The sequence below is a fragment of the Pantoea sp. Ap-870 genome (assembly GCF_011752515.1).
Classification (GTDB): domain Bacteria; phylum Pseudomonadota; class Gammaproteobacteria; order Enterobacterales; family Enterobacteriaceae; genus Pantoea; species Pantoea dispersa.
Genome location: NZ_VWXG01000007.1, coordinates 16,719 through 30,468, shown reverse-complemented (window position 1 = coordinate 30,468; position 13,750 = coordinate 16,719). Strand labels below are relative to the sequence as shown.

24 protein-coding genes are annotated in these 13,750 nt (G+C 51.3%); all 24 read left to right on the top strand.

What is annotated here, in order from left to right; genetic code table 11:
• Positions 1–6: 6 nt before the first annotated feature.
• Positions 7–294 (top strand): sulfurtransferase complex subunit TusB, encoded by a 288-nt coding sequence (tusB, locus tag F3J41_RS16955; protein WP_058759912.1) that lies wholly within the window; start codon positions 7–9, stop codon positions 292–294.
• 124 nt (positions 295–418) lie between these two features.
• Positions 419–793, top strand: a complete 375-nt coding sequence (gene rpsL / locus F3J41_RS16950) for a 30S ribosomal protein S12 (protein WP_010616440.1) — start codon at positions 419–421, stop codon at positions 791–793.
• 96 nt (positions 794–889) lie between these two features.
• Positions 890–1,360, top strand: coding sequence for a 30S ribosomal protein S7 (rpsG, locus tag F3J41_RS16945; RefSeq protein WP_007886246.1), 471 nt, complete (start codon positions 890–892; stop codon positions 1,358–1,360).
• 93 nt (positions 1,361–1,453) lie between these two features.
• The gene (gene fusA / locus F3J41_RS16940; RefSeq protein WP_021507461.1) at positions 1,454–3,568 is read left to right on the top strand and encodes an elongation factor G; all 2,115 of its coding nucleotides are present in this window, start codon (positions 1,454–1,456) and stop codon (positions 3,566–3,568) included.
• 69 nt (positions 3,569–3,637) lie between these two features.
• Positions 3,638–4,822, top strand: coding sequence for an elongation factor Tu (tuf, locus tag F3J41_RS16935; protein WP_058770981.1), 1,185 nt, complete (start codon positions 3,638–3,640; stop codon positions 4,820–4,822).
• Between the two features lie 176 nt (positions 4,823–4,998).
• On the top strand, positions 4,999–5,193 hold the full coding sequence (bfd, locus tag F3J41_RS16930; RefSeq protein WP_021508212.1) for a bacterioferritin-associated ferredoxin: 195 nt from the start codon (positions 4,999–5,001) through the stop codon (positions 5,191–5,193).
• A 103-nt stretch (positions 5,194–5,296) separates the two neighbouring features.
• The gene (bfr, locus tag F3J41_RS16925) at positions 5,297–5,779 is read left to right on the top strand and encodes a bacterioferritin (protein WP_058770982.1); all 483 of its coding nucleotides are present in this window, start codon (positions 5,297–5,299) and stop codon (positions 5,777–5,779) included.
• A gap of 306 nt (positions 5,780–6,085) precedes the next feature.
• On the top strand, positions 6,086–6,397 hold the full coding sequence (rpsJ, locus tag F3J41_RS16920) for a 30S ribosomal protein S10 (RefSeq protein WP_006120582.1): 312 nt from the start codon (positions 6,086–6,088) through the stop codon (positions 6,395–6,397).
• A 32-nt stretch (positions 6,398–6,429) separates the two neighbouring features.
• Positions 6,430–7,056: a 50S ribosomal protein L3 gene (rplC, locus tag F3J41_RS16915; protein ID WP_021508214.1), complete on the top strand. Its 627-nt coding sequence runs from the start codon at positions 6,430–6,432 to the stop codon at positions 7,054–7,056.
• 10 nt (positions 7,057–7,066) lie between these two features.
• The gene (gene rplD / locus F3J41_RS16910; protein WP_021508215.1) at positions 7,067–7,672 is read left to right on the top strand and encodes a 50S ribosomal protein L4; all 606 of its coding nucleotides are present in this window, start codon (positions 7,067–7,069) and stop codon (positions 7,670–7,672) included.
• Complete coding sequence (rplW, locus tag F3J41_RS16905) at positions 7,669–7,971, top strand: 50S ribosomal protein L23 (RefSeq protein ID WP_010618574.1); 303 nt, start codon at positions 7,669–7,671, stop codon at positions 7,969–7,971. Before rplD ends, rplW begins: the two co-directional genes overlap by 4 nt.
• A gap of 17 nt (positions 7,972–7,988) precedes the next feature.
• The gene (gene rplB, locus F3J41_RS16900) at positions 7,989–8,810 is read left to right on the top strand and encodes a 50S ribosomal protein L2 (protein ID WP_010618573.1); all 822 of its coding nucleotides are present in this window, start codon (positions 7,989–7,991) and stop codon (positions 8,808–8,810) included.
• A gap of 16 nt (positions 8,811–8,826) precedes the next feature.
• Positions 8,827–9,105, top strand: coding sequence for a 30S ribosomal protein S19 (rpsS, locus tag F3J41_RS16895; protein ID WP_001138115.1), 279 nt, complete (start codon positions 8,827–8,829; stop codon positions 9,103–9,105).
• 13 nt (positions 9,106–9,118) lie between these two features.
• Positions 9,119–9,451 (top strand): 50S ribosomal protein L22, encoded by a 333-nt coding sequence (gene rplV, locus F3J41_RS16890; RefSeq protein ID WP_007891659.1) that lies wholly within the window; start codon positions 9,119–9,121, stop codon positions 9,449–9,451.
• Between the two features lie 17 nt (positions 9,452–9,468).
• Positions 9,469–10,167, top strand: a complete 699-nt coding sequence (gene rpsC / locus F3J41_RS16885) for a 30S ribosomal protein S3 (protein ID WP_021508216.1) — start codon at positions 9,469–9,471, stop codon at positions 10,165–10,167.
• Between the two features lie 12 nt (positions 10,168–10,179).
• The gene (rplP, locus tag F3J41_RS16880) at positions 10,180–10,590 is read left to right on the top strand and encodes a 50S ribosomal protein L16 (RefSeq protein ID WP_002438716.1); all 411 of its coding nucleotides are present in this window, start codon (positions 10,180–10,182) and stop codon (positions 10,588–10,590) included.
• Positions 10,590–10,778 (top strand): 50S ribosomal protein L29, encoded by a 189-nt coding sequence (gene rpmC / locus F3J41_RS16875; protein WP_021508217.1) that lies wholly within the window; start codon positions 10,590–10,592, stop codon positions 10,776–10,778. The genes rplP and rpmC overlap by 1 nt, the downstream gene beginning before the upstream one ends.
• Positions 10,778–11,032: a 30S ribosomal protein S17 gene (gene rpsQ, locus F3J41_RS16870; protein ID WP_010618568.1), complete on the top strand. Its 255-nt coding sequence runs from the start codon at positions 10,778–10,780 to the stop codon at positions 11,030–11,032. The genes rpmC and rpsQ overlap by 1 nt, the downstream gene beginning before the upstream one ends.
• Positions 11,033–11,200: 168 nt before the next feature.
• Entirely contained in the window at positions 11,201–11,572 is a 372-nt protein-coding gene (gene rplN / locus F3J41_RS16865) for a 50S ribosomal protein L14 (RefSeq protein ID WP_006120590.1), read from the top strand.
• A 10-nt stretch (positions 11,573–11,582) separates the two neighbouring features.
• Entirely contained in the window at positions 11,583–11,897 is a 315-nt protein-coding gene (rplX, locus tag F3J41_RS16860; RefSeq protein ID WP_021508218.1) for a 50S ribosomal protein L24, read from the top strand.
• Between the two features lie 14 nt (positions 11,898–11,911).
• Positions 11,912–12,451, top strand: coding sequence for a 50S ribosomal protein L5 (rplE, locus tag F3J41_RS16855; RefSeq protein WP_013510763.1), 540 nt, complete (start codon positions 11,912–11,914; stop codon positions 12,449–12,451).
• Between the two features lie 14 nt (positions 12,452–12,465).
• Positions 12,466–12,771: a 30S ribosomal protein S14 gene (gene rpsN, locus F3J41_RS16850; protein ID WP_010618564.1), complete on the top strand. Its 306-nt coding sequence runs from the start codon at positions 12,466–12,468 to the stop codon at positions 12,769–12,771.
• A gap of 32 nt (positions 12,772–12,803) precedes the next feature.
• Positions 12,804–13,196 (top strand): 30S ribosomal protein S8, encoded by a 393-nt coding sequence (rpsH, locus tag F3J41_RS16845; RefSeq protein WP_021508220.1) that lies wholly within the window; start codon positions 12,804–12,806, stop codon positions 13,194–13,196.
• A 12-nt stretch (positions 13,197–13,208) separates the two neighbouring features.
• Positions 13,209–13,742: a 50S ribosomal protein L6 gene (gene rplF / locus F3J41_RS16840; protein WP_007891676.1), complete on the top strand. Its 534-nt coding sequence runs from the start codon at positions 13,209–13,211 to the stop codon at positions 13,740–13,742.
• Positions 13,743–13,750 lie beyond the last annotated feature (8 nt).

Below are 13,750 nucleotides of genomic sequence, written 5' to 3'. Positions count from 1 at the left end.
CTGACCATGCTCTACACCCTGCTGCACTCTCCCTGGCAATGCGATTTCGATAGCCTGCTGCTGCTGTTACAGGAGGGCGATGACGTGCTGCTGTTACAGGATGGTGTGACGGCCGCGCTGGCAGGCAGTGAGAAGCTGCAGCAGCTGCTGGCGTCGCCCGCCACGCTGTGGGTATTAGAAGAAGACGTGATGGCGCGCGGGCTGACTGCGCAAATTTCGACCAATGTGTCGCGTCTGAACTATACTGGTTTCGTTACGCTGACGACGAAGCATCCACAACAAGTGGCCTGGTGAAGGGTAAAACCTGGTTATTTCTTGACACCCTATGGGCACAGCCCTAAAATTCTGCCTCCTCGTAGTAATACGAGGCGATTTATTACGTGTTTACGAAGCAAAAGCTAAATCCAGGAGCTATTTAATGGCAACAGTTAACCAGCTGGTTCGCAAACCACGCGTTCGTCAGGTTGCTAAAAGCAACGTGCCGGCGCTGGAAGCTTGCCCGCAAAAACGTGGTGTTTGTACTCGTGTTTACACCACTACCCCGAAAAAACCAAACTCCGCACTGCGTAAAGTCTGCCGTGTGCGTTTGACTAACGGTTTTGAAGTCACCTCCTACATCGGCGGTGAAGGTCATAACCTGCAGGAGCACTCCGTGATCCTGATCCGTGGCGGTCGTGTAAAAGACCTGCCAGGTGTGCGTTACCACACCGTTCGTGGCGCGCTGGACTGCTCAGGTGTTAAAGACCGTAAGCAGGCTCGCTCCAAGTACGGCGTGAAGAAGCCAAAGGCTTAATGGTTCTCCGTTAAGTAAGGCCAAACGTTTTAACTTTAATGTCAAAATAAACTCGTAGAGTTTTGGACAATCCTGAATTAACAACGGAGTATTTCCATGCCACGTCGTCGCGTCATTGGTCAGCGTAAAATTCTGCCGGATCCTAAGTTCGGATCAGAGCTGCTGGCTAAATTTGTAAATATCCTGATGGTAGATGGTAAAAAATCTACTGCTGAATCAATCGTCTATACCGCACTTGATACCCTGGCTCAACGTGCTGGTAAAGATGGTCTGGAAGCTTTCGAAGTTGCACTCGAAAACGTACGTCCGACTGTCGAAGTTAAGTCACGTCGCGTTGGTGGTTCAACCTACCAGGTTCCAGTTGAAGTCCGTCCGGTTCGTCGTAATGCCCTGGCAATGCGTTGGATCGTAGAAGCTGCTCGTAAACGCGGTGATAAATCGATGGCTCTCCGCCTGGCGAACGAACTTTCTGACGCTGCAGAAAACAAAGGTACTGCAGTGAAGAAACGTGAAGACGTTCACCGTATGGCTGAAGCCAACAAGGCGTTCGCACACTACCGCTGGTAATCGCCACGTAGTTGTTGTTAAACCAGCGGGCGCTCATTCAGCCAACCCGCTGGGGTCGACTTACATTGAACGTCCGAGAATCAGAGGAATCAAATGGCTCGTACAACACCCATTGCGCGCTACCGTAACATCGGTATCAGCGCACACATTGACGCCGGTAAAACCACTACCACCGAGCGTATCCTGTTCTACACCGGTGTTAACCACAAAATCGGTGAAGTGCACGATGGCGCTGCAACCATGGACTGGATGGCGCAGGAGCAGGAGCGTGGTATTACCATCACCTCTGCAGCGACCACTGCGTTCTGGTCAGGTATGGCGAAGCAGTTTGAGCCGCACCGCATCAACATCATCGACACCCCGGGACACGTTGACTTCACCATCGAAGTAGAACGTTCTATGCGTGTGCTCGACGGCGCAGTAATGGTTTACTGTGCAGTAGGTGGCGTGCAGCCGCAGTCTGAAACCGTATGGCGTCAGGCAAACAAATATAAAGTTCCACGTATCGCGTTCGTTAACAAAATGGACCGTATGGGTGCGAACTTCCTGAAAGTTGTTGGTCAGATCGAATCACGTCTGGGCGCAACTCCGGTTCCACTGCAGCTGGCTATCGGCGCAGAAGAGAACTTCACCGGTGTTGTTGACCTGATCAAGATGAAAGAGATCAACTGGAACGACGCCGATCAGGGTACTACCTTCGTTTACGAAGATATCCGTGCTGAGTTGCAGGAACTGGCTGAAGAGTGGCGTGGCAAGCTGATTGAAGCAGCTGCTGAAGCTTCTGAAGAGCTGATGGAGAAATTCTTTAGCGGTGAAGAACTGTCTGAAGAAGAGATCAAATCTGCTCTGCGTAAGCGCGTACTGAACAACGAGATCATCCTCGTGACCTGTGGTTCTGCATTTAAGAACAAAGGTGTTCAGGCGATGCTGGATGCAGTCGTTGAATATCTGCCAGCACCAACTGACGTTCCGGCGATCAACGGTATCCTGGACGACGGTAAAGATACCCCGGCTGAGCGTCACGCAACTGACGACGAGCCGTTCTCTGCGCTGGCGTTCAAAATTGCCAACGACCCGTTCGTAGGTAACCTGACCTTCTTCCGCGTTTACTCAGGTGTGGTTAACTCGGGCGATACCGTACTGAACTCCGTGAAATCTGCACGTGAGCGTTTCGGTCGTATCGTTCAGATGCACGCCAACAAACGTGAAGAGATCAGCGAAGTTCGCGCAGGCGACATCGCTGCAGCAATCGGTCTGAAAGACGTGATCACCGGTGATACTCTGTGTGATCCATCTAACCCGATCATTCTGGAGCGTATGGAATTCCCTGAGCCGGTAATTTCTATCGCCGTTGAGCCGAAAACCAAAGCTGACCAGGAAAAAATGGGTCTGGCTCTGGGTCGTCTGGCGAAAGAAGACCCGTCATTCCGCGTATGGACTGACGAAGAGTCTAACCAGACCATCATCGCTGGTATGGGTGAGCTGCACCTCGACATCATCGTTGACCGCATGAAGCGTGAATTCAACGTTGAAGCGAACGTCGGTAAACCTCAGGTTGCTTACCGCGAAGCGATTCGCTCTAAAGTTACCGATATCGAAGGTAAACACGCCAAGCAGTCTGGTGGTCGTGGTCAGTACGGTCATGTTGTTATCGACATGTACCCACTGGAGCCGGGTTCGAATCCGAAAGGCTACGAATTTGTCAACGATATCAAAGGTGGTGTGATTCCTGGTGAATACATCCCTGCGGTTGATAAAGGTATCCAGGAGCAGCTGAAGTCTGGTCCACTGGCCGGTTACCCGGTAGTTGATCTGGGCGTGCGCCTGCACTTCGGTTCTTACCATGACGTTGACTCCTCTGAGCTGGCGTTTAAACTGGCCGCTTCTATCGCCTTCAAAGATGGCTTTAAGAAAGCACAGCCGGTTCTGCTTGAGCCAATCATGAAGGTTGAAGTAGAAACCCCAGAAGAGAACACCGGTGACGTTATCGGTGACCTGAGCCGCCGTCGTGGTATGCTGAAAGGTCAGGAATCTAACGCGACTGGCGTTCAGATTCACGCTGAAGTTCCGCTGTCTGAAATGTTCGGATACGCGACTCAGTTGCGTTCTCTGACCAAAGGCCGTGCTTCTTACTCCATGGAGTTCCTGAAGTACGATGATGCGCCGAACAACGTCGCTCAGGCCGTTATTGAAGCTCGTAGCAAATAAGGCTACGGTTTAAAAATTGTGAACTGATGCCTTCATCACTGATGAAGGCATAACGTAAGGATTATCGCCATGGCGAAAGAGCAATTTCAACGTAACAAACTGCACGTAAACGTGGGCACCATCGGTCACGTTGACCACGGTAAAACCACCCTGACTGCAGCCATCACCACCGTTCTGGCTAAAACCTACGGCGGCCAGGCTCGTGCATTCGATCAGATCGATAACGCGCCAGAAGAGAAGGCTCGTGGTATCACCATCAACACCTCTCACGTTGAATATGAAACCCCGACCCGTCACTACGCACACGTTGACTGCCCAGGCCACGCCGACTATGTGAAAAACATGATCACCGGTGCTGCGCAGATGGACGGCGCGATCCTGGTTGTTGCTGCGACTGATGGCCCAATGCCTCAGACCCGTGAGCACATCCTGCTGGGCCGTCAGGTTGGCGTTCCTTACATCATCGTGTTCCTGAACAAGTGCGACATGGTTGATGACGAAGAGCTGCTGGAACTGGTTGAGATGGAAGTTCGCGATCTGCTGTCTCAGTACGACTTCCCAGGCGACGATACCCCAATCGTACGCGGTTCTGCGCTGAAAGCGCTGGAAGGCGACGCTGAGTGGGAAGCGAAAGTCGTTGAGCTGGCTGGTCACCTGGATACTTACATTCCAGATCCAGTACGTGCTATCGATCTGCCGTTCCTGCTGCCAATCGAAGACGTATTCTCAATCTCTGGCCGTGGTACCGTTGTTACCGGTCGTGTTGAACGCGGCATCGTGAAAGTGGGCGACGAAGTAGAAATCGTTGGTATCAAAGCGACTGCTAAATCTACCTGTACCGGTGTTGAAATGTTCCGCAAACTGCTGGACCAGGGTCAGGCAGGCGAGAACTGTGGTGTTCTGCTGCGCGGTATCAAGCGTGAAGAGATCCAGCGTGGTCAGGTTCTGGCTAAGCCAGGCACCATCAAGCCACACACCAAGTTCGTATCAGAAGTGTACGTACTGTCTAAAGACGAAGGCGGCCGTCATACTCCGTTCTTCAAAGGCTACCGTCCACAGTTCTACTTCCGTACTACTGATGTGACCGGCAACATCGAACTGCCAGAAGGCGTTGAGATGGTAATGCCAGGCGACAACATCAAAATGACCGTTGAGCTGATCCACCCAATCGCGATGGACCAGGGTCTGCGTTTCGCAATCCGCGAAGGCGGCCGTACCGTTGGCGCGGGCGTTGTTGCTGAAGTTCTCGCTTAATTGCGTTAATAACGGTGGTAACTCCGGTTGCCACCGCAGCATGAAAAAGAGCACTTCGGTGCTCTTTTTTTTGCTCTGCATTGACCGGCACGCCTAATCCCACACAAAAGCTACGTTGAAATAAAAACCATTCTCATTTACACTTTGATCAGAAATTGTACTGGAGTGGGCTGTAAATGTACGTCTGTCTGTGTAATGCCGTAAGCGACCGAACCCTGCGTGAAGTTGTCCGCCGTTATCAACCCAAATCGATTCAGCAACTGCGCCAGCTGGTGCCTATCGGCAAGCAGTGCGGCAAGTGTATTCGCGTGGCGCGCGAGATTATGGATGATGAAATGCAAAACGTGCCGCTTTACAAAGAGATAGCGTAACTGCGCATCCGCTTCGCCTGAATAACCCCAAAAACTGTCGCGTTTTTTTGACTTCTTTTTATCCGCATCTACGCTCTATTTATCTGCAAGCGGAGGAAGCAAAATGAAGGGCGACGGCAAAATCATTACTCACCTCAATAAATTGCTGGGAAATGAACTGGTTGCAATCAACCAGTACTTTCTACATGCGCGCATGTTCAAAAACTGGGGCCTGATACGCCTCAACGATGTCGAATACCATGAATCCATTGATGAAATGAAACATGCGGATAAGTACATCGAACGCATTTTGTTTCTCGAAGGCATTCCTAATCTGCAGGATCTCGGCCGGCTGCGCATTGGTGAAGACGTACCGGAAATGCTGCAATCGGACCTGACGCTCGAACTGGAAGGGGCGAAAGACTTACGCGAGGCGATTGCGTACGCCGATAAAGTTCATGATTACGTCAGCCGCGACATGATGATCGAGATTCTGGCGGATGAAGAGCACCATATCGACTGGCTGGAAACTGAGCTCAACCTGATTCAGAAACTGGGTCTGCAAAACTATCTGCAGGCCCAGCTGAAAGAAGAGGGCGATAAGTAGCGTTTGCCGTGCCGTTCCACCTGTTGATTGCAGCCCGCCCCGTGCGGGCTTTTTTACTGGCGCGCGCTTTTGCGGTTAAAAACGCAGCATGGGTTGCTTCCTGAACAGATTTGCGTATAATGCGCGGGCCTGCCGATATTGGTGTGGCGCGATTCGAGCAGAATCGCAGGCGATAGCGATTAGTGTATCGCCTGACAATACTCCCGATTGGGGAGTTATATGCTGAACGATTACACTCCCCCATCAATCGTAATGGGTGCGGGTAGTAATTTTTTTCGTTTATAAAATGTTTGGAGCCTTGGTCTCATGTCGAACCAAAGAATCCGTATCCGTCTTAAAGCGTTTGATCATCGCCTGATCGATCAATCAACCGCGGAAATCGTCGAGACTGCCAAGCGCACTGGTGCGCAGGTACGTGGTCCGATCCCGCTGCCGACTCGCAAAGAGCGCTTCACCGTTCTGATCTCTCCGCACGTTAACAAAGATGCGCGTGATCAGTACGAAATCCGCACTCACAAGCGTCTGGTAGACATCGTTGAGCCAACTGAAAAAACCGTTGATGCTCTGATGCGTCTGGATCTGGCTGCCGGTGTTGACGTGCAGATCAGCCTGGGTTAATCAGGTCATCGAGCGATTGAGAGGTTGATACAATGATTGGTTTAGTCGGTAAAAAAGTGGGCATGACGCGCATCTTCACTGAAGAAGGCGTTTCAATCCCAGTAACCGTAATCGAAGTTGAAGCAAACCGCGTTACCCAGGTCAAAGGTCTGGAAAACGATGGTTACCAGGCGATCCAGGTTACCACCGGTGCGAAAAAAGCAAACCGTGTTGGTAAGCCGGAAGCAGGTCATTTTGCTAAAGCTGGCGTTGAAGCTGGCCGTGGTCTGTGGGAATTCCGCACCGAAGGTGAAGAATACTCTGTTGGCCAGAGCATCAGTGTTGAAATTTTCGCTGACGTTAAAAAAGTAGACGTTACCGGTACCTCTAAAGGTAAAGGTTTCGCAGGTACCGTTAAGCGCTGGAACTTCCGTACCCAGGACGCTACACACGGTAACTCCTTGTCTCACCGCGTTCCGGGTTCTATCGGTCAGAACCAGACTCCGGGCAAAGTGTTCAAAGGCAAGAAAATGGCTGGTCAGCTGGGTAATGAGCGCGTAACCGTTCAGAGCCTGGAAGTAGTACGTGTTGACGCTGAGCGCAACCTGCTGCTGGTCAAAGGTGCTGTCCCGGGTGCAACCGGCAGCGACCTGATTGTTAAACCAGCTGTGAAGGCGTAAGGGGATAGCAATGGAATTAGTACTGAAAGACGCGCAGAGCGCGCTGACTGTTTCCGAAACTACCTTCGGTCGTGATTTCAACGAAGCGCTGGTTCACCAGGTTGTTGTTGCTTACGCTGCAGGTGCTCGTCAGGGTACTCGCGCGCAGAAAACTCGTGCTGAAGTAACTGGTTCAGGCAAAAAGCCATGGCGTCAGAAAGGCACCGGCCGTGCGCGTTCAGGTTCTATCAAGAGCCCGATCTGGCGTTCAGGTGGCGTGACCTTCGCTGCGCGTCCACAGGACCACAGTCAAAAAGTTAACAAAAAGATGTACCGCGGCGCGCTGAAAAGCATCCTGTCCGAGCTGGTACGTCAGGACCGTCTGATCGTTGTCGAGTCGTTCTCTGTTGAAGCGCCTAAAACTAAGCTGCTGGTACAGAAACTGAAAGACATGGCGCTGGAAGACGTGCTGATCATCACCGGTGAACTGGATGAGAATCTGTTCCTGGCTGCGCGTAACCTGTACAAGGTTGACGTGCGTGATGCAGCGGGTATCGACCCAGTTAGCCTGATCGCCTTCGACAAAGTCGTTATGACTGCAGAAGCAGTTAAGCAAGTTGAGGAGATGCTGGCATGATCCGTGAAGAACGTCTGCTGAAAGTACTGCGCGCGCCGCACGTATCTGAAAAAGCATCAACCGCGATGGAAAAAACCAATACCATCGTTCTCAAAGTTGCCAAAGACGCGACCAAAGCAGAGATCGTTGCTGCTGTTGAGAAACTGTTCGAAGTAGAAGTGAAAGACGTAAACACCCTGGTTGTTAAGGGTAAAGTTAAGCGTCACGGACAGCGTATCGGTCGTCGTAGCGACTGGAAAAAAGCTTACGTCACCCTGAAAGAAGGCCAGAACCTGGACTTCGTCGGCGGCGCTGAGTAAGTCGGAGGAGAAAGACAATGGCAGTTGTTAAATGTAAACCGACATCTCCGGGTCGTCGTCACGTTGTTAAAGTGGTGAACCCTGAGCTGCACAAAGGCAAGCCTTTTGCCGCGCTGGTTGAAAAAAACAGCAAATCCGGTGGTCGTAACAACAATGGTCGTATCACTACCCGTCATATCGGTGGTGGTCACAAGCAGGCTTACCGTATTGTTGACTTCAAACGCAACAAAGATGGTATCCCGGCAGTTGTTGAGCGTCTTGAGTACGATCCGAACCGTTCTGCGAACATCGCACTGGTTCTGTACAAAGATGGCGAGCGCCGTTACATCCTGGCCCCTAAAGGCCTGAAAGCTGGCGACCAGATTCAGTCTGGCGTTGATGCTGCGATCAAAGCAGGTAACACCCTGCCGATGCGTAACATCCCGGTTGGTTCAACCGTGCATAACGTAGAAATGAAACCAGGTAAAGGCGGTCAGATTGCCCGTTCTGCTGGTGCTTACGTGCAGATCGTTGCGCGTGAAGGTTCCTACGTTACCCTGCGTCTGCGTTCAGGCGAAATGCGTAAAGTCGAAGCTGACTGCCGCGCAACCCTGGGCGAAGTCGGTAACGCTGAGCACATGCTGCGCGTTCTGGGTAAAGCCGGTGCAACCCGTTGGCGTGGTGTTCGTCCTACCGTTCGCGGTACTGCGATGAACCCAGTCGATCACCCGCACGGTGGTGGTGAAGGTCGTAACTTTGGTAAGCACCCGGTAACTCCGTGGGGCGTTCAGACCAAAGGTAAGAAGACCCGTAGCAACAAGCGTACTGATAAATTTATCGTACGTCGCCGTAGCAAATAATTTTAGAGGATAAGCCATGCCACGTTCTCTCAAGAAAGGTCCTTTTATTGACCTGCACTTGCTGAAGAAGGTAGAGAAAGCGGTGGAAAGCGGTGACAAGAAGCCCCTGCGCACTTGGTCCCGTCGTTCAACGATCTTCCCTAACATGATCGGTTTGACCATCGCTGTCCATAATGGTCGTCAGCACGTTCCTGTCTTTGTTTCCGACGAAATGGTCGGCCACAAGCTGGGTGAATTTGCACCGACACGTACTTATCGCGGCCACGCTGCTGATAAGAAAGCCAAGAAGAAATAAGTAGGAGGAAGAGATGGAAACTATTGCTCAACATCGCCATGCTCGTTCTTCTGCTCAGAAGGTTCGCCTTGTTGCTGACCTGATTCGCGGTAAGAAAGTGTCGCAGGCTCTGGATATTCTGACTTACACCAACAAGAAAGCGGCTGTACTGGTTAAGAAAGTCCTGGAATCTGCCATTGCTAACGCCGAACACAACGATGGCGCTGATATCGACGATCTGAAAGTTGCGAAAATTTTCGTAGATGAAGGCCCTAGCATGAAGCGCATTATGCCGCGTGCTAAAGGTCGTGCAGATCGCATCCTGAAGCGCACCAGCCACATTACTGTGGTTGTGTCCGATCGCTGAGACTCTGGAGACTAGCAATGGGTCAGAAAGTACATCCTAATGGTATTCGCCTGGGTATTGTAAAACCATGGAACTCTACCTGGTTTGCGAACACCAAAGAATTCGCTGACAACCTGGACAGCGACTTTAAAGTACGTCAGTTCCTGAACAAAGAACTGGCAAAAGCGTCTGTATCTCGCATCGTTATCGAGCGTCCGGCTAAGAGCATCCGTGTGACCATTCACACCGCTCGCCCGGGTATCGTTATCGGTAAAAAAGGTGAAGACGTTGAAAAACTGCGCACGGTCGTAGCGAACATCGCTGGCGTTCCTGCACAGATCAATATCGCCGAAGTCCGTAAACCGGAACTGGACGCAAAACTGGTTGCTGACAGCATCACTTCACAGCTGGAGCGTCGTGTGATGTTCCGTCGTGCGATGAAGCGTGCTGTACAGAACGCAATGCGTCTGGGCGCTAAAGGTATCAAAGTTGAAGTTAGCGGCCGTCTGGGCGGTGCTGAGATCGCACGTACCGAATGGTACCGTGAAGGTCGTGTACCGCTGCACACTCTGCGTGCTGACATTGACTACAACACCTCTGAAGCGCACACCACTTATGGTGTAATCGGCGTTAAGGTATGGATCTTCAAAGGTGAGATCCTGGGTGGTATGGCTGCTGTTGAACAACCGGAACCGGCTGCTCAACCTAAAAAGCAGCAGCGTAAAGGCCGTAAGTAAGGAGAGTCGCTGATGTTACAACCAAAGCGTACGAAATTCCGTAAAGTGCACAAAGGCCGTAACCGCGGTCTGGCGCAGGGTACGGATGTTAGCTTCGGTACTTTCGGTCTGAAAGCTGTTGGCCGTGGTCGTCTGACTGCTCGTCAGATCGAAGCAGCACGTCGTGCTATGACCCGTGCAGTTAAGCGTCAAGGTAAGATTTGGATCCGTGTATTCCCGGACAAACCAATCACCGAGAAGCCGCTGGAAGTGCGTATGGGTAAAGGTAAGGGTAACGTGGAGTATTGGGTTGCCCTGATCCAGCCTGGTAAAGTCCTGTATGAAATGGACGGTGTACCGGAAGAGCTGGCCCGTGAAGCATTCAAGCTGGCAGCAGCAAAACTGCCTATCAAAACCACCTTTGTAACTAAGACGGTGATGTAATGAAAGCAACTGAGCTGCGTGAAAAAAGCGTTGAAGAGCTGAACACTGAGCTGCTTAACCTCCTGCGCGAGCAGTTTAACCTGCGCATGCAGGCAGCATCTGGCCAGCTGCAGCAGACCCATCTGCTGAAGCAAGTTCGCCGTGATGTTGCACGCGTTAAGACTTTACTGACTGAGAAGGCGGCGTAATGACCGATAAAATCCGTACTCTGCAGGGTCGTGTTGTTAGTGACAAAATGCAGAAATCTGCTGTTGTTGCTATCGAGCGTTTCGTGAAGCACCCGATCTACGGTAAATTCATTAAGCGTACGACTAAGCTGCACATCCATGACGAGAACAACGAGTGTGGTATTGGTGACGTGGTTGAAATCCGCGAAACCCGTCCACTGTCCAAGACTAAGTCCTGGACTCTGGTTCGCGTTGTAGAGAAAGCGATTCTGTAATAGAATCCGCTTCCTCTAAAAACAAAATGAACGGCTCTATGGAGCCGTTCATTTTTTCTACCCATCTGCGAGAACCGGTGTTATAATGCCGCGCCCTCAATTATGGGGCTTTTTAACGACCTGAGGTTTGGGTCCCGAAGTAGTAGTTGACATTAGCGGAGCACTAAAATGATCCAAGAACAGACTATGCTGAACGTCGCCGACAACTCCGGTGCACGTCGCGTAATGTGTATCAAGGTTCTGGGTGGCTCGCACCGTCGCTACGCAGGCGTCGGCGATATCATCAAAGTGACCATCAAGGAAGCAATTCCGCGTGGCAAGGTGAAAAAAGGTGATGTCCTGAAAGCGGTAGTGGTGCGCACCAGGAAGGGTGTTCGTCGCCCGGACGGTTCTGTCATTCGCTTCGATGGTAATGCATGCGTTATTCTGAACAATAACAGCGAGCAGCCTATCGGAACGCGTATTTTTGGGCCGGTAACTCGTGAACTTCGTACTGAAAAGTTCATGAAAATTATCTCTCTGGCACCAGAAGTACTCTAAGGAGCGAACAATGGCAGCGAAAATCCGTCGTAACGACGAAGTTATCGTGCTTACCGGTAAAGACAAAGGTAAACGCGGTAAAGTAAAGAATGTCCTGACTTCTGGTAAGGTCATCGTTGAAGGTATCAACCTGGTTAAGAAACACCAGAAGCCGGTTCCGGCTCTGAACCAACCAGGCGGCATCGTTGAAAAAGAAGCTGCTATTCAGGTTTCTAACGTTGCAATCTTCAATGCGGCAACCGGCAAGGCTGACCGTGTAGGCTTTAGATTCGAAGACGGTAAAAAAGTCCGTTTCTTCAAGTCTAACAGCGAAACTATCAAGTAATTTGGAGTAGTACGATGGCGAAACTGCATGATTACTACAAAGACGAAGTAGTCCAGAAACTCATGACAGAGTTTGGCTACAATTCTGTCATGCAAGTCCCTCGGGTCGAGAAGATCACCCTGAACATGGGTGTTGGTGAAGCGATCGCTGACAAGAAACTGCTGGATAACGCAGCAGCTGACCTGGCAGCAATCTCCGGTCAAAAACCGCTGATCACCAAAGCACGCAAATCAGTTGCAGGCTTCAAAATCCGTCAGGGCTATCCGATCGGCTGTAAAGTAACTCTGCGTGGCGAGCGCATGTGGGAGTTCTTTGAGCGTCTGATCACTATTGCTGTACCGCGTATCCGTGACTTCCGTGGTCTGTCCGCGAAGTCTTTCGACGGTCGTGGTAACTACAGCATGGGCGTTCGTGAGCAGATCATCTTCCCAGAAATCGACTACGACAAAGTCGATCGCGTTCGTGGTTTGGATATCACCATTACCACTACTGCGAAATCTGATGATGAAGGCCGTGCTCTGCTGGCTGCCTTTGACTTCCCGTTCCGCAAGTAAGGTAGGGTTACTTAATGGCTAAGCAATCTATGAAAGCACGCGAAGTTAAGCGTGTGAAATTAGCAGACAAGTTCTTCGCAAAACGCGCTGAACTGAAAGCGATCATTTCTGATGTGAACGCATCCGACGAAGACCGTTGGAACGCCGTTCTCAAGCTGCAGAGTCTGCCGCGTGATTCCAGCCCTTCACGTCAGCGTAACCGCTGCCGTCAGACAGGTCGTCCGCACGGTTTCCTGCGGAAGTTTGGGTTGAGCCGTATCAAGGTCCGTGAAGCCGCAATGCGCGGTGAAATCCCGGGTCTGAAAAAGGCTAGCTGGTAATTGTCACCATTTGAATCACGGGAGTAACACAGATGAGCATGCAAGATCCGATCGCGGATATGCTGACCCGTATCCGTAACGGTCAGGCCGCGAACAAAGTTGCGGTCTCTATGCCTTCCTCCAAGCTGAAAGTGGCAATTGCCAACGTGCTGAAGGAAGAAGGCTATATTCAAGATTTTAAAATCGAAGGCGACATCAAGCCGGAACTGGAACTGACTCTTAAGTACTTCCAGGGTAAAGCTGTTGTAGAAAGCATTCAGCGTGTTAGCCGTCCAGGTCTGCGCATCTATAAGAAAAAAGATGAGCTGCCAAAAGTTATGGCCGGTCTGGGCATTGCTGTAATTTCTACCTCTAAAGGTGTCATGACTGATCGTGCAGCGCGCCAGGCTGGTCTTGGTGGCGAAATTATCTGCTACGTAGCGTAATCGGAGGATAAAATGTCTCGTGTTGCAAAAGCACCTGTCGTTGTTCCTGCCGGCGTAGAGGTAAAACTCAACGGTCAGGAAGTTTCGATCAAAGGCAAAAACGGCGAGCTGACTCGTACTATCAACAGTGCTGTAGAAGTTAAGCATGCAGACAACGCCCTGACTTTCGCTCCGCGCGAAGGTTATGCGGATGGTTGGGCACAGGCAGGTACTGCCCGTGCGCTGCTGAACGGCATGGTTATCGGTGTTACCGAAGGCTTCACCAAGAAGCTGCAACTGGTTGGTGTTGGTTATCGTGCAGCTGTTAAAGGCAACTCTGTGAGTCTGGCCCTGGGCTTCTCTCACCCGGTTGACCATGCACTGCCGGCCGGCATCACTGCTGAATGTCCAACTCAGACTGAGATCGTGCTGAAAGGCGCTGATAAACAGCTGATTGGTCAGGTTGCAGCTGATCTGCGCGCCTACCGTCGTCCTGAGCCTTACAAAGGCAAGGGTGTTCGTTACGCCGACGAAGTCGTGCGTACCAAAGAGGCTAAGAAGAAGTAAGGTAACAC